At 58.5% G+C, this 19,733-nt stretch carries 18 protein-coding genes and 1 tRNA gene; 3 read left to right on the forward strand and 16 right to left on the reverse strand.

Features of this window, described 5'->3' with window-relative positions; all coding sequences use genetic code 11:
* Window positions 1–254: 254 nt before the first annotated feature.
* The 7 genes from DWZ54_RS04250 to rfbB all read right to left on the reverse strand — a co-directional run bounded on the left by DWZ54_RS04250 (window position 255) and on the right by rfbB (window position 8,530).
* On the reverse strand, window positions 255–2,081 hold the full coding sequence (locus tag DWZ54_RS04250; RefSeq protein ID WP_158573609.1) for an ABC transporter ATP-binding protein: 1,827 nt from the start codon (window positions 2,079–2,081) through the stop codon (window positions 255–257).
* Window positions 2,071–3,804, reverse strand: a complete 1,734-nt coding sequence (locus DWZ54_RS04255; RefSeq protein ID WP_118474649.1) for an ABC transporter ATP-binding protein — start codon at window positions 3,802–3,804, stop codon at window positions 2,071–2,073. Before DWZ54_RS04255 ends, DWZ54_RS04250 begins: the two co-directional genes overlap by 11 nt.
* A 138-nt stretch (window positions 3,805–3,942) precedes the next feature.
* Window positions 3,943–4,494, reverse strand: coding sequence for a hypothetical protein (locus DWZ54_RS04260; protein ID WP_147369890.1), 552 nt, complete (start codon window positions 4,492–4,494; stop codon window positions 3,943–3,945).
* Window positions 4,495–4,605: 111 nt separating this feature from the next.
* The gene (gene rfbA / locus DWZ54_RS04265; RefSeq protein ID WP_118474651.1) at window positions 4,606–5,481 is read right to left on the reverse strand and encodes a glucose-1-phosphate thymidylyltransferase RfbA; all 876 of its coding nucleotides are present in this window, start codon (window positions 5,479–5,481) and stop codon (window positions 4,606–4,608) included.
* A gap of 45 nt (window positions 5,482–5,526) precedes the next feature.
* Window positions 5,527–6,090, reverse strand: coding sequence for a dTDP-4-dehydrorhamnose 3,5-epimerase (gene rfbC / locus DWZ54_RS04270; protein WP_118474652.1), 564 nt, complete (start codon window positions 6,088–6,090; stop codon window positions 5,527–5,529).
* A gap of 139 nt (window positions 6,091–6,229) precedes the next feature.
* Window positions 6,230–7,387 (reverse strand): cation diffusion facilitator family transporter, encoded by a 1,158-nt coding sequence (locus tag DWZ54_RS04275; RefSeq protein ID WP_199663220.1) that lies wholly within the window; start codon window positions 7,385–7,387, stop codon window positions 6,230–6,232.
* 99 nt (window positions 7,388–7,486) lie between these two features.
* A complete protein-coding gene (gene rfbB / locus DWZ54_RS04280; RefSeq protein WP_118474653.1) occupies window positions 7,487–8,530 on the reverse strand; it encodes a dTDP-glucose 4,6-dehydratase in 1,044 nt (347 codons plus the stop codon).
* A 281-nt stretch (window positions 8,531–8,811) separates the two neighbouring features.
* Here rfbB and DWZ54_RS04285 point away from each other — a divergent pair, with 281 nt between their 5' ends.
* Window positions 8,812–9,132, forward strand: coding sequence for a hypothetical protein (locus DWZ54_RS04285; protein ID WP_118014751.1), 321 nt, complete (start codon window positions 8,812–8,814; stop codon window positions 9,130–9,132).
* Between the two features lie 157 nt (window positions 9,133–9,289).
* Here the strand turns inward: DWZ54_RS04285 and DWZ54_RS04290 are convergent, their stop codons facing one another.
* Window positions 9,290–9,736, reverse strand: coding sequence for a CBS domain-containing protein (locus DWZ54_RS04290; RefSeq protein WP_118014753.1), 447 nt, complete (start codon window positions 9,734–9,736; stop codon window positions 9,290–9,292).
* Between the two features lie 232 nt (window positions 9,737–9,968).
* On the opposite strand from DWZ54_RS04290, the gene DWZ54_RS04295 reads away from it, so the two are divergent.
* Window positions 9,969–11,066 (forward strand): M48 family metallopeptidase, encoded by a 1,098-nt coding sequence (locus DWZ54_RS04295; protein ID WP_118474706.1) that lies wholly within the window; start codon window positions 9,969–9,971, stop codon window positions 11,064–11,066.
* Window positions 11,067–11,126: 60 nt separating this feature from the next.
* Window positions 11,127–11,203: transfer RNA gene (locus tag DWZ54_RS04300), tRNA-Pro, on the forward strand.
* A gap of 115 nt (window positions 11,204–11,318) precedes the next feature.
* Here DWZ54_RS04300 and DWZ54_RS04305 read toward each other — a convergent pair.
* The 8 genes from DWZ54_RS04305 to DWZ54_RS04340 form a co-directional block, all read right to left on the reverse strand.
* Window positions 11,319–12,749, reverse strand: a complete 1,431-nt coding sequence (locus DWZ54_RS04305) for a sodium:alanine symporter family protein (RefSeq protein WP_118014754.1) — start codon at window positions 12,747–12,749, stop codon at window positions 11,319–11,321.
* Between the two features lie 232 nt (window positions 12,750–12,981).
* Window positions 12,982–14,265 (reverse strand): phosphoribosylamine--glycine ligase, encoded by a 1,284-nt coding sequence (purD, locus tag DWZ54_RS04310; protein ID WP_118474654.1) that lies wholly within the window; start codon window positions 14,263–14,265, stop codon window positions 12,982–12,984.
* Between the two features lie 77 nt (window positions 14,266–14,342).
* On the reverse strand, window positions 14,343–14,936 hold the full coding sequence (locus DWZ54_RS04315; RefSeq protein WP_118014758.1) for an IMP cyclohydrolase: 594 nt from the start codon (window positions 14,934–14,936) through the stop codon (window positions 14,343–14,345).
* An 18-nt stretch (window positions 14,937–14,954) separates the two neighbouring features.
* Window positions 14,955–15,566 (reverse strand): phosphoribosylglycinamide formyltransferase, encoded by a 612-nt coding sequence (gene purN / locus DWZ54_RS04320; protein WP_118474655.1) that lies wholly within the window; start codon window positions 15,564–15,566, stop codon window positions 14,955–14,957.
* Window positions 15,559–16,611, reverse strand: coding sequence for a phosphoribosylformylglycinamidine cyclo-ligase (gene purM, locus DWZ54_RS04325; RefSeq protein WP_118474656.1), 1,053 nt, complete (start codon window positions 16,609–16,611; stop codon window positions 15,559–15,561). Before purM ends, purN begins: the two co-directional genes overlap by 8 nt.
* Before the next feature lie 63 nt (window positions 16,612–16,674).
* Window positions 16,675–18,114: an amidophosphoribosyltransferase gene (purF, locus tag DWZ54_RS04330; protein ID WP_118474657.1), complete on the reverse strand. Its 1,440-nt coding sequence runs from the start codon at window positions 18,112–18,114 to the stop codon at window positions 16,675–16,677.
* 114 nt (window positions 18,115–18,228) lie between these two features.
* Window positions 18,229–18,714 (reverse strand): 5-(carboxyamino)imidazole ribonucleotide mutase, encoded by a 486-nt coding sequence (purE, locus tag DWZ54_RS04335; RefSeq protein ID WP_118014766.1) that lies wholly within the window; start codon window positions 18,712–18,714, stop codon window positions 18,229–18,231.
* A gap of 53 nt (window positions 18,715–18,767) precedes the next feature.
* Window positions 18,768–19,640: a phosphoribosylaminoimidazolesuccinocarboxamide synthase gene (locus DWZ54_RS04340; RefSeq protein ID WP_118014768.1), complete on the reverse strand. Its 873-nt coding sequence runs from the start codon at window positions 19,638–19,640 to the stop codon at window positions 18,768–18,770.
* Between the last annotated feature and the right edge of the window lie 93 nt (window positions 19,641–19,733).

Here is a 19,733-nt window from a genome sequence, read left to right on the forward strand (position 1 = left end):
CGCGGTACCACCCTGATTTATCACTTGCTTCTGACCATAACGCAGTCCTGCGTCCGTCATTTCCTACGGAGACTCCAAAGCGAACGTTCCCCTGCTGCCGTCATCCCGCTTCCAGTCCAGGCGGGACTCCCTGTCGGCGGCGCACAGGCTACTCTTCTTTTTCATCGTCATGATTCTTAAATATAGCACAAGGCGGGAAAAATTGCAACTGCTGTCTCACACGAGCAGACAGATTCCTGCATCTGTCCTCCATTTCAGGTCGCAAAGCCGCGGAACTGCGTCATGTAAAGGTCGTAATAGCGGCCGCCCGCCGCGAGCAGCTCCTGGTGGCTGCCCTGCTCGACGATGCGTCCCTCATCCATGACGACGATGAGGTCCGAGTCCCGGATTGTGGAGAGCCGGTGGGCAATCACGATGGAAGTGCGGTTTTTCATGAGTTCCTGCATGGCCGACTGGATGTCCTTTTCCGTGCGCGTATCCACGTTCGACATGGCTTCGTCGAGAATCAGCACGTCGGGGTCGGCGAGGAAGGCCCTCGTGATGGCGAGCAGCTGCCGCTGGCCCTGTGAGATGTTCTCGCCGCCGGCCGTGAGTACCGTATCGAGGCTCTGAGGCAGGGCGGCGATCATCTCCTGTGCGCGGCTCAGCCGTGCCGCCCGCCAGAGCTCTTCTTCCGTGGCCTCCGGACGCGCGTACAGCAGATTTTCCCGAATCGTGGCCGAGAACAGTACGGTATCCTGCAGGACGATGGCCATGCTGCCGCGCAGAGCAGGCCGCGCAATCGTGCGCAGGTCAGAGGGGCCGATCCATATCGTGCCGCGTTCCGGATCGTAGAAGCGCAGGAGAAGATTCACAAGCGTGGTCTTGCCCGAGCCCGTGGCCCCCACGAGCGCCACCTTGCGGCCGGCCGGTATCAAGAGCGAGAAAGCGTGCAGGACTTCCTGCCCCGGAACGTAGGAAAAACTCACGTGCTCAAAGCGGATATCGTTGCGGCCGCGCGGCGGATACGCCCCTCCCGCCATCATTTCAGGCGGCTCGTCGAGCACCTTGAAGACGCGCTCGGCACCGGCCACAGCCGTCTGCAGCTGCCCGTAGATGACGGCGAGCTCGTTGATGGGCTTCGAGAACAGGCGGATGTAGACGAGGAAGGCCGCGATGATGCCGACCGAGATCATGCCGTCAAGGGCGAATACACCGCCTGACGCCGCACAGGCGACAAAGCCCGCATTGCTGATGCTGTTCATGAACGGCCCCATGACGCCCGAGCAAATGTCCTGCCGGATACCGGCCCTGGTCAGCTCATCGCTCTTCGCACAGAAGGAGCGGATGACCGCCTGCTGATGGTGGCAGGCCACCACCGTGCGATAGCCGGCAATCATCTCCTCCACCATGCCGGTCTGCTCGCCGAGCAGCTGCTGGCGGGTGCGCGAATACCTCCGTACGCCCCTGCCCATGCGCTTCGTCACGAAGATGGTCACGAAAACCGACAAAAACGAGAGCAGCGCGAGCTGCCAGCAGCTCCAAAGCATGATGAGTGCCGTGCCGGCAACGGTCAAGAGCCCTGAGCAGAGCGTCGGCAGGGAGGAAGATATGACGCTTGCGATATTTTCCACATCATTCGTCATGCGGCTCATGACATCGCCGTGCGAGTGGCGGTCGAGGTAACGGACGGGCAGGTCGACGATGTGCGCAAAGAGGTCCGTGCGAAGCGCCCGCACGATGTGCTGCGAGAGGCGCGCCGCCAGCTGCCCCGTCAGGAACTGCGACAGTGAGGCCAGCAGATAACAGAGTGCGAGATACAAGAGTTCCTGCCCGAGCTGCGGCAGATGACCGCCGGTCATCGCATCGATGGCAGCAGCCTGCAGAAGCGGGGCATAAATGCTGCAGAGCGTCCCAAAGATGACGGCCATGAACAGCAGAAGAAGCAGGCGGCTCTCTTTCGTGAAATAGCGCAGCAAGCGCCGCAGGGTGCCGCGGATATCCGCCGCGTATTCCGCCTCGGCGAAGTGCGGCGGGCGATGCATGCCGGGAGCTCGTCGCGCGAGGCCCACCTTGCGCGGAGGAAGCCTGTCATCCCTCATGATCCTTCGCCTCCTCTCCCAGCTGGGAATCGTACAGACTCCGATACAGGTCAGACGTCTGCAGAAGTTCTTCGTGCGTGCCGTCAGCCGCGATGCGGCCATGCTCGAGCAGCACAATGCGGTCTGCGTGGCGGGCCGAGGCAATGCGCTGTGCCACAGTGATGCGCGTCACACCGGCATCCTCGCGGTCAAGTGCCTCACAGAGCCTGGCTTCCGTGCGCAGGTCCAGGGCACTCGTGCTGTCATCGAAAATCCGGATTTCTGCCCGGCGCAGGACGGCCCGGGCGATGGCGAGGCGCTGCTTCTGGCCGCCTGACAGGCTCGTGCCGCGTTCCGCCACCATCGCGTCAAAGCCATGCGGCTGCCGCCGGATGAATGCTTCGGCCTGAGCGATGGCAGCCGCATGCCTGACCTCGTCAAGCGAAGCATCTTCCTGTCCCCAGCGGATGTTTTCCGCCATCGTCGCCGTGAAGAGCTCGCTGCGCTGGAGTCCAAAAGCGATGCGGCCACGCAGCGAGGAAAGGCGGTAGTCGCGCACATCGACGCCATCGACCAGCACGCGTCCCTCCGTCACCTCGTAAAAGCGCGGAATGAGCGACAAGAGCGTCGTCTTGCCCGTTCCCGTCGCCCCCATGATGGCGACGTGCTCACCGGGATGAATGACGAGATTGATATCGTGCAGGATCTCCTGCCCCGCATGGTAGCTGAATGACACATGCTCGAAGCAGACTTCTCCCCTGCCCGGCGGCACGTCGTGTGCGCCGTCCCGGATGGCCGGCTCCATCTGCAGCAGTGTGCGCAGGCGCTTCCAGGATGCCAGACCGCGCGAGATTGTCTGAAAGAGCATCACGAGCATCATGACGCCCATGAGCATCGTCGTCGTGTAACTGATGGCCGCGATGACAAGGCCGGGGCGGATCATCCCCGCTGCCGCCATCTGGCCGCCCTGCCAGAGGACCAGCACGACGAGCGTTCCCATGACGAGATTGACGAGCGGATTCATCAGCGCGAAGAGCACGAGCACATGGAGCTGAGTGGCAAGCAACGCTTCATTCGCCCGGCCAAAGCGCCGTTTCTCATATGCCTCATGCACGCAGGCCTTGATGATGCGGATGCCAGCGATGTCTTCCGACAGGATGCGGTTGATGGCATCAAGCTCCGCCTGCAGGGCGAGGAACGAACGATTCGTCAGACGCAGGATGATGCCCATGATGAGCACGAGCAGCGGCAGGGCGATCACGATCAGCAGGCCAAACGCGTGATGCAGCTGATACATGAAGAAAGCCGAGCCAACGAGCAGGCAGCTCGTGCGCACGAGTCCCCGGATGAATTGTGAAAGCATGTTCTCCACCTGAGTTACATCATTCGTCACCCGCGTGATGAGCGTGCCGGTGCCGGCCGCATCCACCTGCGAAAAGGAAAGCGACAGGATGCGCGCGAAGCAGTCCTTGCGGATCTCGTTGCCCGCATGCTGCCCCGCGAGATTCACGAACACCGTATTCATCGAGCCGCAGAAGCAGCCAAGCACCACACATCCCAGCATCCACAGTCCCAGATGCGCGATGATGCCCATATCACTGCCGCCCGTGCCGAGTCCCATGACGCCTTCATCGACGATCCGGCTCATGAGCTTTGGCTGCATGAGATCCATGCAAACCTCACCGCACATGAACGCCACGGCCAGCAGGCCCCAGAGAAGATACCGGCGGATATAGAAAAACATACCTCTACCCTTTCATTTAAACATCTGTCATTTCCTTTTGCATCTTACCCTGCTTTTCTTAATCTTTGCCAAGAACGAACAAGCGCGGCATAAAAATATCCCTGTCGCCGCCGCACGGGCAGGACAGGGATCAGGCAATCAGGTACCAGTGGCAATCAAGGCCGCTACAAAACCGTACAGGACAATCTGCACGGCGAGACCGGACACGGAGAACAGGCCGCTGAGCGCACAGATCCAGAGGCGCTGGCAGCCGGCCAGGCCCGCGGCAGCGAATGCGACGCCCAGGAGCAGCAGGCTCTTGCTGAAGCCCGAGAAGAACCGCAGTTCCTGCAAGGTGCCCCAGCGCCCTTCCGCCTTGTTCGACTGGTACGAGTCGATATCCGCCCGGGCCTGGGTGTTGTGCGTGAGTGCCACGGCCTTTTCCATCGAATCCGGAAGGTTTGCCAGGAGCAGCCGCTCCGATGCGAGGATGGAGCGCAGGATGGCGACATCCTCACTCGACTTCTGGCCGAGGCCCTTCTCCACGACCCCCTGATAGACATCGATGTTGCGTTCCACGACAGGAGCCCAGAAGCTCAACAGGCATGTGCTGAGCAGCAGGAACGCGCCCATCAGGAATCTTGTCAGCATCGTGGTCTGCCGGCGCTTTTCTTCTCTGCGGCACCGGCGCCGCGCGGGATATTGACTCAAAAAAAGACCTTCTTTCACTTCCTGCCGCGTCTGTAATCCACGAGTGGAACCACCTTAGGCGTCCATCCAATGCGTCGCCGTTCTTCACACCGCAGCCGCGAAGATTCCGCTTTATGATTCCTGCGCCATGCGCAGGAGATACTGACCGTACTCGTTCTTTTCAAGCGGCTCGGCCAGTTTCAGGACCTGTTTCTTCGTGATATATCCCATGCGGTACGCGATTTCCTCGAGGCAGGCAATCTTGAGCCCCTGGCGTTCCTGGATGGTCTGCACGAAAGACGCTGCCTGCAGCAAAGATTCATGCGTCCCCGTGTCAAGCCAGGCATAGCCGCGGCGCATCGTCTCGACATGAAGCGTATGGCGCGCCAGGTACACCTTGTTGACGTCGGTGATCTCAAGCTCTCCGCGCGCCGACGGCCGGATGGATTTTGCGATCTCCACGATGTCTGCATCATAGAAATAGAGGCCCGTCACGGCAAAATGAGACTGCGGCACGGCAGGCTTCTCCTCGAGACTGACGGCCTCACCCGCCTCATCAAAGGCAACGACACCGTAACGCTCCGGGTCGCGCACATAATAGGCAAAGACCGTCGCACCCGTCTCCTGCTGCGCCGCCCGCTGCATCATGACGGCGAGGTCCGAGCCGTAGAAGATATTGTCGCCGAGCACCAGCGCACAGCCTTCGCCAGCCAGCCATTCCTCACCGATCAGGAAGGCCTGAGCAAGGCCCTGCGGCTTTGGCTGGACGGCATACGAAATCGAGATGCCCCACTGTGAACCGTCGCCGAGCAGGCGTTTGAAATTCGCATTATCCACCGGCGTCGTGATGACAAGGATATCCCGGATCCCTGCGAGCATCAGCGTCGACAGCGGATAATAGATCATCGGCTTGTCGTAGACCGGCATAAGCTGCTTCGACACCGCAATCGTCAGCGGATACAGCCGCGTGCCCGAGCCGCCGGCCAAAATGATTCCCTTGCGTATCACGCATTACACTCCTTCCTCAAAAGCCCTCGTTCTGCTGCCATCGCATCATTCATACACGAAATTCAGCGAGGACGCCAGGCGATCCTTCAGTGACGGCGCCTTCTGATCCTTGTCGGACAGGATGACCGGCTCGAGCGGCCAGGCGACGCCGATGTCCGGATCGTCCCAGCGGATGTTGCCGTCGCACTCCGGCGCGTAATAATTATCAGCCTTGTACTGTACCTCGACATCATCTGTCAGCGTCAGGAAGCCATGCGCGAAGCCGCGCGGGATGAAGAGCTGCTTCTTGTTTTCCGCCGAGAGCTCCACACCGACCCACTGGCCGAACTGCGGCGAGCCCTTGCGGATATCGACGGCCACATCGAAGATCGTGCCGCGCGTCGCACGCAGCAGCTTGGCCTGGCACATGGGATTCAGCTGGTAATGCAGACCGCGCAGCGTGCCTTTCTGCGCCGAATACGACTGATTGTCCTGCACGAAATTCACGAAAAGTCCTGCCTCTTCCATCTTGCGCTGCGACCAGCTCTCCATGAACCAGCCGCGTGCATCGCCGAACACCTGCGGTTCGAGCACATAAACCCCTTTGAGTTTCGTTTCGGTTGCCTTCAATCCTATTACATCCTTTCGTTCGATATATGTTCCAGGCAATCAGGAACACTATTGCTCCATTATAACATAGTTCTTCACAAGAGCCAAACATCACCCGAATACAACGATAAACAGTACGTTAATTTCGGAACAAGCAAAATCATCCTCGCGTGCCCAGCGCCGAAATATCCATATCGACATCGATGAGGATGTCGTAAGCGGGAAATTCCGCCTGAACCTCCCGGTGCAGTTCCTTCAGGACAGCAGGGATGTCCGTGCCGAAGCACACGACGACATCAAAGCGCATATCCTTCTTCTCGCGGTTGACGTAAAAGCCGTGCACCTGCAGGATCCATTCACGATGAGCCAGCACGATCTTGTAGACCTGCTTGCGTATCGCGATGGCCTCGGCATCGTTCGTGTTATACGAGTAGACCGTGACGCCCATCAGGCGCACGCCGGTCGCCTCATAGACCTTGTCGTGGACGCGGCGCGTCAGACGGTCGACCTCCTCCACCGTCATGGTATCGGGCAGCTCAATATGCACCGACGCGTAATTGCGCCCCGGGCCGTAATTGTTGAGCATGAGGTCGTAGGCCCCGCGGATTTCCGGCTCGGCCGCCAGCATGCCCTTGATTCTGCGGACAAGTACGGGGTCCGGACGTTCGCCGAGGATGTCGTTGAGCGTGTCGCGCATCATGTCGATGCCGGATTTCAGAATAAAAATCGCGATGATGACGCCGACATAAGCCTCGAGCGAGACGCCCGTGCCCAGGTAGATGAGTGCTGAAGCGAGCACGGAGAAAGACAGTACAGCATCGAAGAGTGCGTCGGCCCCTGAGGCCACGAGCGCGCCGGATTCCGCAGCTTTTCCCTGCCGCTTGAAGTAGCGGCCGAGCACAATCTTGACAAGGACGGCCACGGCGATGATGAAGAGCGACAGCAGGCTGTAGTCCGCGGGCTCCGGCTCGAAGATTTTCTTGCCCGATTCCCAGAGTGAGGTAAGGCCGGCATAAAAGACGATGGCCGCGATGATCATGGCGCTCAGATACTCGATGCGGCCATGGCCGAACGGGTGCTCGCGGTCCGGCTTGCGCCCCGCGAGTTTCGCGCCGACCACCGTGATGACCGAGGACAGGGCATCCGAAAGGTTGTTGACAGCATCAAGGAGTACTGCGATGGAATTGGCCGTGAAGCCCACGGCTGCCTTGAAGGCTGCGAGCAGGATGTTGACGACGATGCCCACGAGGCTGGTCCGCACGATGATGCGGCCGCGTGCCGCCATTTCCTGCTGCACGGCAGATTGTTCTTCTGACAAAATATCAGCTTCTTTCTCTATGATTGAAATGGTACAAAAATGCCTTCCCCGCCGCCCGTCAGGAGGCTGAAGAAGGCAATTCCGCTTAACCCTGGCAAATCAGATCTTGGCGTATTCGAGGACGGCGCGGCTGTCATACATGCGCTCGTAATAGCTCCGGTAATCACCGCTGATGATGCCCATCCACCAGTCGCGGTGCTCGAGATACCATTTTATCGTCTTCTTGATGCCGTCCTCGAATTTCGTCTCGGGCTGCCAGCCTAGTTCCGTCTGGATCTTCGTCGGGTCAATGGCATAGCGGCGGTCATGGCCCTTGCGGTCCGTGACGTATTCGATGAGCTCCTCGGACTTGCCGAGTTCCTTGAGGATGGTCTTGACAACATCGATGTTCGCGCGCTCATTATGGCCGCCGACATTATAGACCTCACCGACGCGCCCCTTCTGCAGGATCAGGTCAATGGCGCGGCAATGATCCTCGACATAGAGCCAGTCGCGGACGTTCCTGCCGTCGCCGTAAACCGGCAGTTTCTTGTCGGAGAGCGCGTTGATAATCATGAGCGGAATGAGCTTCTCTGGGAAATGGTACGGCCCGTAATTGTTCGAGCAGCGCGAGATCGTCGTCGGCAGCTTGTACGTGCGGTGATACGCCATGACGAGAAGATCAGCGCCGGCCTTCGAGGCTGAATACGGGCTCGAGGTCTTGAGATTCGTCTCTTCCGTGAAGAAGAGGTCCGGACGGTCGAGCGGCAGGTCGCCATAGACCTCATCCGTCGAGACCTGGTGGTAGCGGTCGATACCGTACTTGCGGCAGGCATCGAGCAGCACGCTCGTGCCGATGACGTTTGTCTGGAGGAAAATCTCCGGATTCTCAATGGAGCGGTCCACATGGGATTCCGCCGCGAAATTGACGACGACGTCCGGTTTTTCCGCTTCAAAGATGCGGTAGACCGTCTTGCGGTCTGCGATATCTGCCCGGATGAATTTAAAGTTCTTTTTCTCCATGGCGCCCTCGAGCGTCTCGAGATTGCCGGCATACGTGAGCTTGTCCACGCAGATGATGCGGTCGGACGGATGCTTCTTGAGCATATAATAGATGAAGTTCGAACCGATGAAACCGGCTCCGCCTGTAACGATGATATTCATGCTTATTCCCCCTGTTTCTATGCTGAATGACCTGCGGGCCGTCCGCCATGCAGCGGGCCTGAGCGGTCATTTTATATCCTTTCATACATATACGACAAAGTCAAAAAAATTCCTCTTTTTTCCGGCAATATGTTTCAATTATTCGGATTTTCTGTTGAACAGCACGGTGGTGATTGCTTATTTTTGAGTTTTGGTCTACTATTTAAGATATAAGTTTGTATCATCATCGCCTGCTGCCATCAGCCCGGCAGGGGATCGATGCGGAAAAGGAAGGGATTGACATGCTGAAATGTTCAATTTGCGGGCGTGAGATCTCAGAAAAAGAAGCGCTCATCAATCAGGATGAGGAAGGGCGCCGTCGCATCGTCTGCCGGGAATGCTTTGAAGAGGCGGTCGGGACGGACTACGACACATTCCGCTACCGCAAGGAAAATGCCAGACAGACGCTGATCGCCGTGCTCTTCTGCCTCGCGGCCACCATCTACGCCTTCATCGCACGCGGCCCGCTCTACGGCCTGCTCGGCATCGTCCTGACGGTACTCGTCTACCTCTTTGCCACCAAGAAGCCCAGGCGCCGGAATGGACACACCAGGGAGAAATAACGCAGCGTGACCGCCGTACAGGCCTCTTGCGATGCGTTCAGAAAACGGCTGAGCGGCCATGCAGCTTCGCCAGGAACATTCCTGACGAGGATGCATGGCCGCTCTTGCGCCAACCATGAGTCGTGAGACTCCCGATCTTATTTCCTGTTTCAGAACATCAGAGCAGCATCTTGATGATGTCGCGGCGCGCGACGATGCCGTGCAGATGACCTTCACCATCGATGACGGGCAGGCGCTTGATGTGCTTGTCGAACATGAGCTTGGCCACTTTGCTGACTTCATCGTCCTCGCGGACCGAGATGACCTTCTCCGTCATGATCTGCTCGGCCGAAGTCGCGGCAATCTTGCGGAAGGCTTCGCGGTATTCGCGCAGTCCCGAATAATAGATGACGGCACCGAGGATGCAGAGTTCATCCGGCAGGTCCGGCGTGACCTCCTTGCACATGAGATCGCCCTCGCTGACGATGCCGCAGACCTTGCCCGTATCGTCCACGACAGGCATCCCGGAGATGTGATTCTGGATGAGTGTCTCGGCAATTTCCCGGATCGAGGCATCCCGCTTGACTGTGATGACATCTTTCGTCATGATTTCTTTCACTAACATAGGAAACACCCCACTTTTCATAAATCAGCAAGATACACTGGAACTCCCCAGTTATCCATTCATTATTTAATTATTCGCGGTGCATTGACGACTATCCTTCTTTTGTAGAAAAATTCCGAGAAATAATTGCCGTTTTCTTCTGCGTTCCTGTACAAATCGTGCTATAATGAAACAAACGAAACCTTACAGGAAGTTTTTGGCCATCATTTTGACAATAAAAGGGGCGTTGATCATGACTCAAGCGCAAAAATCCCGTACATCCAGACTCAAAAAGAAACTGCTGCCGCTCGCGCTGGCAGCCTGCCTTGCCGTACCGGGCGGCTACATGATTGCCCCGGCTCCGCAGGCTTCGGCGGCATTTGGCTGGGGCAGCATCATCGGCGCCGGCATCCAGGGCGCCGCCGCGCATGCACAGCTCACGCAGGTTCTCAAGAAGTACAACGATTCGGAGGAAGGGCGCCAGGAATTCTTCGAGGAAATGAAAAAGCAGTACGGCGTCAACAACGATGCCTACCTCAACAACCGCCTCGACACGATTATGGCCAATCTGACATCAGCCATCGGCGCCGTCGATCCGACCATCTATGACAAGCCTTACAACTACTTCATCAACAACGATACGAGCTTCAATGCCTTCTGCACGCTCGGGCACAACATGAGCGTCAACACGGGCCTTTTCTCCGTGCTGACGAACGAGGATGAGATTGCCGTCGTGCTCGGCCACGAGATGGGCCATGGCCAGAAGGATCATCCGGCCAAGGGCGCACGCCGCAGCCTCAACATGGCCATCATTGGTGCAGCCACGGGCTCGGAGCTCGGCAGCATCGTCACGAGCGTCATCAACAACCGCAACATCACAAAGCCGATGGAGCGCGAAGCCGATGCGCTGGCCTTCGAATACATCACGCATTCCAATTACAATCCGGGCGCCTGTGCGGCCGTCTGGCAGCGCGTGCTCGACAAATCGAAGACGGAACCCAGCGCCCTGCAGCAGTTCCTGTCCGACCATCCGAGCGATAACGACCGCCGCGATGCCTACGTCAAGAAACTCACGGCCTACAGCAACAACCATGTGACCGTGAAGGACGGTGTCGTCAGCGTCAACGGCAAGGAATTCGACAAGCCGGCACCGCAGGGCGACATGTCCGCCGCCGAACGCTCGTATTTCGTCGCGGGCAACCTCGCCGCCGCCTACCACAACGGCCATAACAAGGAACAGGCCTATGCCGACGGCAATACCGTGATGCTCGGCGCACAGCCCATCATCAGCTGCAACAGTCAGGATGAATCGGCCGCAAGCCTCGCGGAAACGCTCAACAAAATAAAATAAATAAATGAAAAAAGTTGTTGACAAAGCCTCTGATTTTCCGTATAATACTTCTTGTGATTGCGGGATGTGGCACAGTTTGGTAGCGCGCATCGTTCGGGACGATGAGGCCGCAGGTTCGAATCCTGTCATCCCGACCATTTGAATGGTCAAGCCGTCAGCTTATGCTGGCGGCTTTTTTTGTGTAAAAAAGAGGTGCGGCAGAAAACAGGCGCCACACCTCTCTTATATAATCTGGCAATTATCCGGCAGGACTCAGCTGAGCTTGGCATCTTCCGGCTGATAATCGATGCTCTCGCCCTGCTTCTCCTTCTCGACCACGGCATGCTGGAACTCGAAGCACTCCTCCGCGATGTCCTTGTTGAGCCAGAGCAGGCAGATGAGGTTCGGAATGGCCATGAGGCCGTTCATCGTATCGGAGAAATTCCAGACGACATCGAGCGTCGTCGTCGCACCGACGAACGTCACGAGGCTGAAGAGCACGCGGTAGCTCATGATGACCCTGCGGTTCTTGATGAGATACTCCAGCGCCTTCTCGCCGTAATACTCCCAGCCGAGAATCGTCGAGAACGCAAAGAGCGTCAGCGAGATGGAGACGATGAGCTTGCCATACGGGCCAAAGACCGTGCTGAAGGCTGCGATCGTCAGCTGTGCGCCCGAAAGCAGCTTGCCCGTCTCGGGATCCGTCGTGCCGAGCACGCCCGAAGACGAGATGACGAGCGCCGTCAGCATGCAGACAATCATCGTGTCGAAGAACGTGCCCGTCATGTTGACATAGCCCTGGCGCGACGCATGGTCCGTGCGTGCAGCGGCCGCGGCAATCGGTGCGGAGCCGAGGCCTGCCTCATTCGAGAAGACGCCGCGCGCGACGCCCCAGCGCATCGACGTCAGAGCCGTGGCCACGATGGAGCCGCCGACGCCACCTGCCACCGAGTCAAAGGAAAAGGCCATGCGGAACATCTCGGCAATGCCGGCCGGTACGGCTTCAACGTTGACGACGATGACGATGAGCGCGACGACGAAATAAAAGAGTGCCATGGCCGGCACGACGATGCTCGAAACCATGCCGATGCGGCGGATGCCGCGAATCAGGACCGAAAGCGCCACGACGGCAATGATGATGCCCGTTAGCTCCGTCGGGACGGCATAACTGGAGGCAAGCGCCGCCGAGATGGAATTGGCCTGCGTCATGTTGCCGATGCCAAATGAGGCCAGCACGACGAACGACGCGAACAGGAAGGCCAGCGTGCGCCCGACATACGGATTGCGGATGCCGTTCTTCATCGCATACATCGGCCCGCCGGCCATCTCCCCCACGCTGTTCGTCTCACGGTACTTGACGGCCAGTACCGATTCGCCGTATTTTGTCGAGAGGCCGAAGGCCGCGCTAATCCACATCCAGACAATGGCGCCGGGACCGCCGAGCACCATGGCCGTCGCGACACCGACGATATTGCCCGTGCCGACGGTTGCCGAAAGCGCCGTCATCAGCGACTGGAACGGCGAGATATCGCCCGCATGACGGTCGCGATGGCGAAAGATCATCGAAACGGCATACCAGAGATTCCGCCACGGCAGGAAGTGCAGCCGGATGGTCAGAAAAATACCGGTACCAACCAGCAGTGCAAGCATGACGGGGCCCCAGACAAAGTTATTGACTTCAGCCAGAAGTTTAGCAAAATCCATACCAAGCCCTCCCAAAGATACGATAATTCCTCATGAAGTCCTAATAAAACCAACAATTCCTATAATTCCTGCAGCAATCCCCTGCAAAAACGTCGGGCGGCGCCTGAAAACAATAAAACGCTCCGGCGTCTCCCCGGGAAAATGAGCAGTCCCAGCGAAGACTCCAGAGCGTCCATCGTTGACGTCTACATGTACTATTATAATGTACTCGTGTAACTTTGTAAACTATATTTTATTTTCCCTGCAGGCGTTCGAGTGCACGGTGCGCGATATCCTTGCGATAGAAGGCATCCTGGAATGTGATGGCAGCGACACCCTTGTAGGCTTTATCCACGGCCTCCTTGACCGTTGGGGCCTTGGCAACGACGCCGAGGACGCGGCCGCCGTTCGTGACAACCGCTCCGTCCTTCTCGGCCGTGCCGGCGTGGAAGACGAGCGTATCCGCAGCCTTGGCCTTCTCGAGGCCGTCAATCGCAAAGCCCTTCTGATAGGATTTCGGATAGCCGCCCGAAGCCATGACGACGCAGACGGCCGCACCGTCGCTCCACTTGATGTCGAGGTCTGACAGGGTGCCATCGACACAGGCGAGCATGATTTCGACGAGATCGCTCTCCAAAAGGGGCAGTACGACCTGTGTCTCGGGGTCGCCGAAACGCGCGTTGAACTCGACGACCTTCGGCCCCTCATCCGTGATCATGAGACCGGCGTAGAGACAGCCCTTGTATGGACGGCCTTCCTTGGCCATGGCCGCGATGACGGGCTTCAGGATTTTTTCTGTGGCCTCGGCGACAAGCTCCTTCGTCATGACGGGAGCCGGTGCATACGTGCCCATGCCGCCCGTATTCGGCCCCTTGTCGCCATCATAGGCGCGCTTGTGGTCCTGCGAGCTGACCATCGGGACGATCGTCCTGCCATCGGTGAAAGCCAGGAGCGATGCTTCCTCGCCGTCCATGAATTCCTCGATGACGACGCGGCTGCCGGCCTTGCCAAAGGCTGCATCGTCCATGATCTCATGGACGGCCTCCAATGCCTCTTCCTTCGTCATGGCGACGATGACGCCCTTGCCGGCAGCGAGGCCGTCCGCCTTGATGACAATCGGCGCACCCTCTTTTTCCACATAGGCACGGGCTTCGTCCGCATTTGTGAAGACCTCGTATTTTGCCGTCGGGATGCCATACTTCTTCATGAGGTTCTTCGAGAAGGACTTGGAGCCCTCGAGCTCAGCGGCAAGCCTCGTCGGGCCAAAGGCCTTGATGCCGGCCGCGTTCATCGCATCGACGACGCCGTTCGTCAGCGGGACTTCCGGACCGACGACGACGAGGTCGATGGCCTTGTCCTGCGCGAGTTTCACGAGCGCTGCATTGTCGCAGATATCCACGCCCGGGATGCATGTTGCGACTTCTGCCATGCCGGGGTTTCCAGGCACCGCGTAGAGTTTCGTGGCAAGGGGCGACTGCGCGAGTTTCCAGGCCAGCGTGTGCTCACGGCCGCCCGAACCGATTACTAAGATATTCATGCTGATTCCTCCACAAAAACAGCCCTCTCCCGCAGGCGCAGGGGAATATCCCCTTTCCTGCGGGAAAAGGCTTCTTTTTATTTCTTGAGCTGTGCGGCGAGATAATCCTTGATCATCGTGTCGTATGCTGCCGTATGCGCAAAGGCTTCCTGCGCAAGCTCCATGCGCGTGCGGTCATCGACGCAGCCGTTCTTCGTGACCTGCTCGGCAATCTCGTCATAGCGGGCCGGATTCGTCACAATGGTGACGAACTTGAAGTTCTTGGCCGCCGCACGGACCATAGCCGGGCCGCCGATATCGATGTTCTCGATGGCTTCCGCAAGCGTGACGTTCGGCTTGGCGATTGTCTCCTTGAACGGATAGAGGTTGACGGCCACGAGGTCGATGCCCGTGATGTGATGCTCCTCCATCTCACGGACATGCTCGGGGTTGTCGCGCACGGCGAGGATACCGCCATGGATGTACGGGTTGAGCGTCTTGACGCGACCGTCCATGATCTCCGGGAAGCCCGTGACATCGCTGACGTAGGTGACGGGGATGCCCGCTTCTTTGATGGCCTTCATCGTGCCGCCCGTCGAGACGATCTCAACGCCGGCCTCGTGGAGTTTGCGGGCGAATTCGACAACGCCCTGCTTATTCGATACGCTGATGAGTGCGCGTTTGATCTTCATGGTTTGAATCCCTCTTTCTTACTCTGTGATCCGCACATGGCGGCCCTCCACCTTCAGGCGGCCTTCGCAGTAAAGCTGGATGGCCTTCGGGTAGATGATGTGTTCCTGCTCGAGCACGCGCGCGCCGAGCGTTTCTTCCGTATCGTCATCGAGCACGGGTACGGCGGCCTGCAGAATGATGGGGCCGCTATCCGTTCCCTCGTCGACGAAATGCACGGTGCAGCCGCTGATCTTGACGCCATAGGCGAGCACATCGCGGTGCGCATGCGCGCCCGGGAAGCTCGGCAGCAGCGCCGGATGGATGTTCATGATGCGGCCGGCAAAATGACGCACGAAATACGGCGTCAGGATGCGCATGAAGCCGGCGAGCACGACGAGCGTGACGCCCGCTTCCTCAAGCGCAGCCACGAGGGCCTTTTCGAAGGGCTCACGGCCCTCATACTGCTTGCGGTCGATGCAGACGGCCCTGATGCCGGCCGTTTCGGCGCGCGTCAGCGCATAGGCATCGGGCTTGTCCGTGAGCACAACGGCAATCGTGGCGTCCACTTCGCCGCGGCCGATGGCATCGATGATGGACTGGAGGTCCGTGCCGCGGCCGGAGCAGAGCACGCCCAGGACTTGTTTATTCATCGAACACGCCGCCTTTGATCGTCACATCGTGATTGCCGCGGACGACGCGGCCAATCTCGTAAACCGTCTCGTTCTCTGCCGCAAGGTAAGCCTTGATCTTGTCGGCTTCCTCTCGGCTCGCCATGATGACCATGCCGATGCCCATGTTGAACGTACGGTACATCTCATGCCAGTCGACATTGCCCCACTGCTGCAGCAGGCGGAAGATTGCCGGCATCTGCCAGACGGAGCTGTCGATCGTGACGGCCATGTCGTCGGGCAAGGCGCGCGGGATGTTGTCGTAGAAGCCGCCGCCCGTGATGTGTACCATGCCGTGGATGTCGAATTTCTCGATGAGCGGCAGGCAGGTCTTCGGGTAGAGGCGCGTCGGCGTCAGGAGTTCCTCGCCGATGGTCTTGCCGAGCTCGTCGATGTATTCATCGCCCTTGAAGCCCTTGTGCTCAAAGCAGATCTTGCGCACGAGGGAGTAGCCGTTGGAGTGAACGCCCGAAGACGGCAGGCCGAGGAGTACATCGCCTTCCTTGACGCGCTCGCTCGTGATGACCTTCGACTTCTCGACAACGCCGACCGCAAAGCCGGCGATGTCGTATTCGCCAACGGGATAGAAGCCGCTCATCTCAGCCGTCTCGCCGCCAATGAGCGCACAGCCGGATTCCTTGCAGGCATTTGCCACGCCCTTGACAACCGCTGCCACCTGCTCGGGGTCGAGTTTGCCGACGGCGAGGTAATCGAGGAAGAACAGGGGCTCTGCGCCCTGCACGAGGATGTCGTTGACGCACATGGCCACAGCATCCTGACCGATGGTGTCATGCTTGTCGAGCATGAAGGCCAGGCGCAGCTTCGTGCCGACGCCGTCCGTGCCGGAGACAAGGACCGGTTCCTTATACTTGCCGGCATTCAGTGCAAAGAGGCCGCCGAAGCCGCCGAGGTCGCCGAGGACTTCGGGGCGGTACGTTGCCTTGACGCTGTCCTTGATGAGTTTGACGGAATAGTTGCCGGCATCGATATCGACGCCAGAATCTTTGTAGGTGAGTTGTTCTGCCATTTTCTTCCTTTTATTTCCTTTCCTGTCAACTGTCTGTCAGTGATATGCTTCAGCGCGCAGGGTTCAGCACTTGCGCTGCTCGAATACGTACTTGCTATTGCCGGCCGGTTTCTCGCCATCCTCGATCGGGTATGCGCTGTTGAAGCAGGCATAGCACATGTCCTCGGCATTGATGTTCGGCACGCACTGCTTGAGGCCTTCGATGCTCAGGAAGTGCAGCGAATCCGCGCCGATGAACTCACGGATCTCCTCGACGCTCTTCGTCGCGGCGATGAGCTCCTTGCGCACGCTGGTATCGATGCCATAGAAGCACGGATAGCCAATCGGGGGGCTGCTGATGCAGACATGGACTTCCTTCGCGCCGGCATTCCGGAGCATGCGGACGATCTTACCGCTCGTCGTGCCGCGGACGATGGAGTCATCGACCATGATGACCGATTTGCCCTCGACGACGGAGCGGATGGCATTGAGCTTGAGCTTGACGGCCGTGTCGCGCTTCTTCTGCGTCGGCTGGATGAACGTGCGGCCGATGTAACGGTTCTTGATGAGGCCTTCGACAAACGGGATGCCCGACTCATAGGCAAAGCCCGTGGCAGCCGTCGTGCCGGAGTCCGGCACCGAGATGACGATGTCACCCTTGAAGCCGGATTCGCGGGCCAGGACCTGTCCCATGCGGAAGCGCGCATCGTGGACGCTCTGCCCGTCGATGACGGAATCTGGACGAGCGAAATAGATGTATTCAAAGATGCAGCCGGCCTTCTTCTCCTCCGTCGCGAATGGATACGACTTGAGGCCGTGCTCGTCGATGACGACCATCTCGCCAGGCAGGACATCGCGCACGAAGTCCGCGCCAACCACGTCAAGGCCGCAGGTTTCCGAGGAAATGACCCAGCTGCCTTCCTCCGTCTTGCCGATGCAGAGCGGGCGGAAGCCCTGCGGGTCACGGGCACCGATAAGCTTGTCCTCCGTCATGAGCGTCAGACAGTACGCACCCTTGATTTTCTTGAGGCTCTCGATGACCTTGTCCTCGATGTGTTCCTGGCGGGAACGAGCGATGAGATTGACGAAGACCTCCGAGTCAATAGACGTCTGGAAAATCGTGCCCTGCTGCTCGAGCTCATGGCGGATCTGTGCGGCATTCGTGAGATTGCCGTTGTGGGCAAGCGCGATCTTGCCGCCCGCGTAATTGACCATGAGCGGCTGCGTATTCGCGAGAAGGCTTGAGCCCGTCGTGGAATAGCGCACATGGCCGATGGCGATGTACTGATTGTCCATATGCGGGACCTGATGGCGGAACACCTCATTGACGAGGCCCATGCCGCGCGTCACGTCCATCCAGGCGCCGTCCGTGATGGCGATGCCGGCACTTTCCTGCCCGCGATGCTGCAGGGCATAAAGGCCGAGATACGTCAGCCCGGACACATCCTCCGTATGGGAATAGACGCCGTAGACACCGCATTCTTCTTTCCATTTCGGTTCTGGGTTGTAGCCATTTTCATACATGGTTGTTCTGATTCTTCCTTTTCACTTTCATGCTTGATAAACTTGCCGCTCGTCAGAGAGACGCGGCGATGACGAAAAAACAGTCCACGAGAAGGTGGACCGCTCTTCCTTTCATCAGAGCTGCGCTGCTACGCGAGCTGCTTTCTTGTCAACTTCCTCAACCATCTTGGCGCGATAATCCGCAAGCTTCTGCCGGAGGCCTTCATCGGCGACGGCGAAGATTTCGACGGCAAAGATGGCGGCATTCTTGGAGCCGTTGATGGCCATGGTGGCCACGGGGATACCCGAAGGCATCTGGACCGTCGAGAGCAGGGCATCCATGCCGTTCAGAGCCGTGGCGTTGATGGGCACGCCGATGACGGGCAGCGTCGTGTAGCTGGCCACGACACCCGCGAGGTGTGCAGCCGCACCAGCTGCCACGATGAAGGCACCGACGCCTTTTTCGGGCGCACCGAGCACGAACTCGCGCACCTTTGCCGGCGTGCGGTGTGCCGAGGCGACCTCGACGACGGACTCAATGCCAAACTGCTTCAAGAGTTCAACGGCTGGCTTCAGGATAGGCCAGTCGGAATCACTTCCCATGAGAAGAGCGACTTTCATGGATGATCATCTCCTAATCTATAACGTGTATACCGTGCGATGTGGCGGTGGGATTATTCGAAATCCTTGCCCGTCAGCATCTTGAATGCTTCTTTGTACTTGGCGATCGTCTTGTCGATGACATCCTGCGGCAGCTCGTAATCGCTGTCCGGATTGGCCTTGAGCCAGTCGCGGACGAACTGCTTGTCGTAGGACGGCTGGGACTTGCCGGCCTCATAGCCTTCGAGCGGCCAGAAGCGGGAGCTGTCCGGCGTCAGGACCTCATCGCCGAGGATAATGTTGCCGTTCTCATCGAGGCCAAACTCGAATTTCGTGTCGGCAATGATGATGCCGCGGGAACGCGCGTAATCGGCGCACTTCTTGTAAATCGCAATCGTATAGTCACGGACCTTCTCGGCGTATTCGCGGCCATGGCCCGGGAAGCTCTTCTCGAGGACTTTTGCCCCCTGTTCGAGGGAAACGTTTTCATCATGATCGCCAAGTTCTGCCTTCGTGCTCGGCGTGAAGATTGGTTCCGGCAGCTGCTGCGACTCCTTGAGGCCAGCCGGCAGCTCGATGCCGCAGATCGTACCGTTTTCCTTGTAGCTTTCCCAGCCGCTGCCCGTGATGTAGCCGCGGACGATGCATTCCATCGGGATCATCGTGAGCTTCTTGCATTTCATGCTGTTGCCGATGAACTGCGGCTGCTGGAAGAACTCCGGCATATCCTTGTTGTCGACCGAGATCATGTGATTCGGCAGGATATCCTTCGTGAAGTCGAACCAGAACTTCGACATCTGCGTCAGGATCGCGCCCTTCTTCGTGATCTTGTTCTTGAGGATGTGGTCGAAAGCCGAGATGCGGTCCGTGGCCACCATGATGATGCTGTCGCCTGCGTCATAGACTTCGCGAACTTTTCCGGATTTAAACGGCTTGTACTCTTTCATGAATGATCGTCCTCCGTTTTTGCAATCGCAATGAGTGATATCTTTACATATCCATCATAACGAGATTTTTTCCACATGTCAACCAAAAAGGAG

The sequence above is a fragment of the Mitsuokella sp. AF33-22 genome, assembly GCF_003475755.1.
In the GTDB taxonomy this organism is placed as follows: Bacteria; Bacillota; Negativicutes; order Selenomonadales; family Selenomonadaceae; genus Mitsuokella.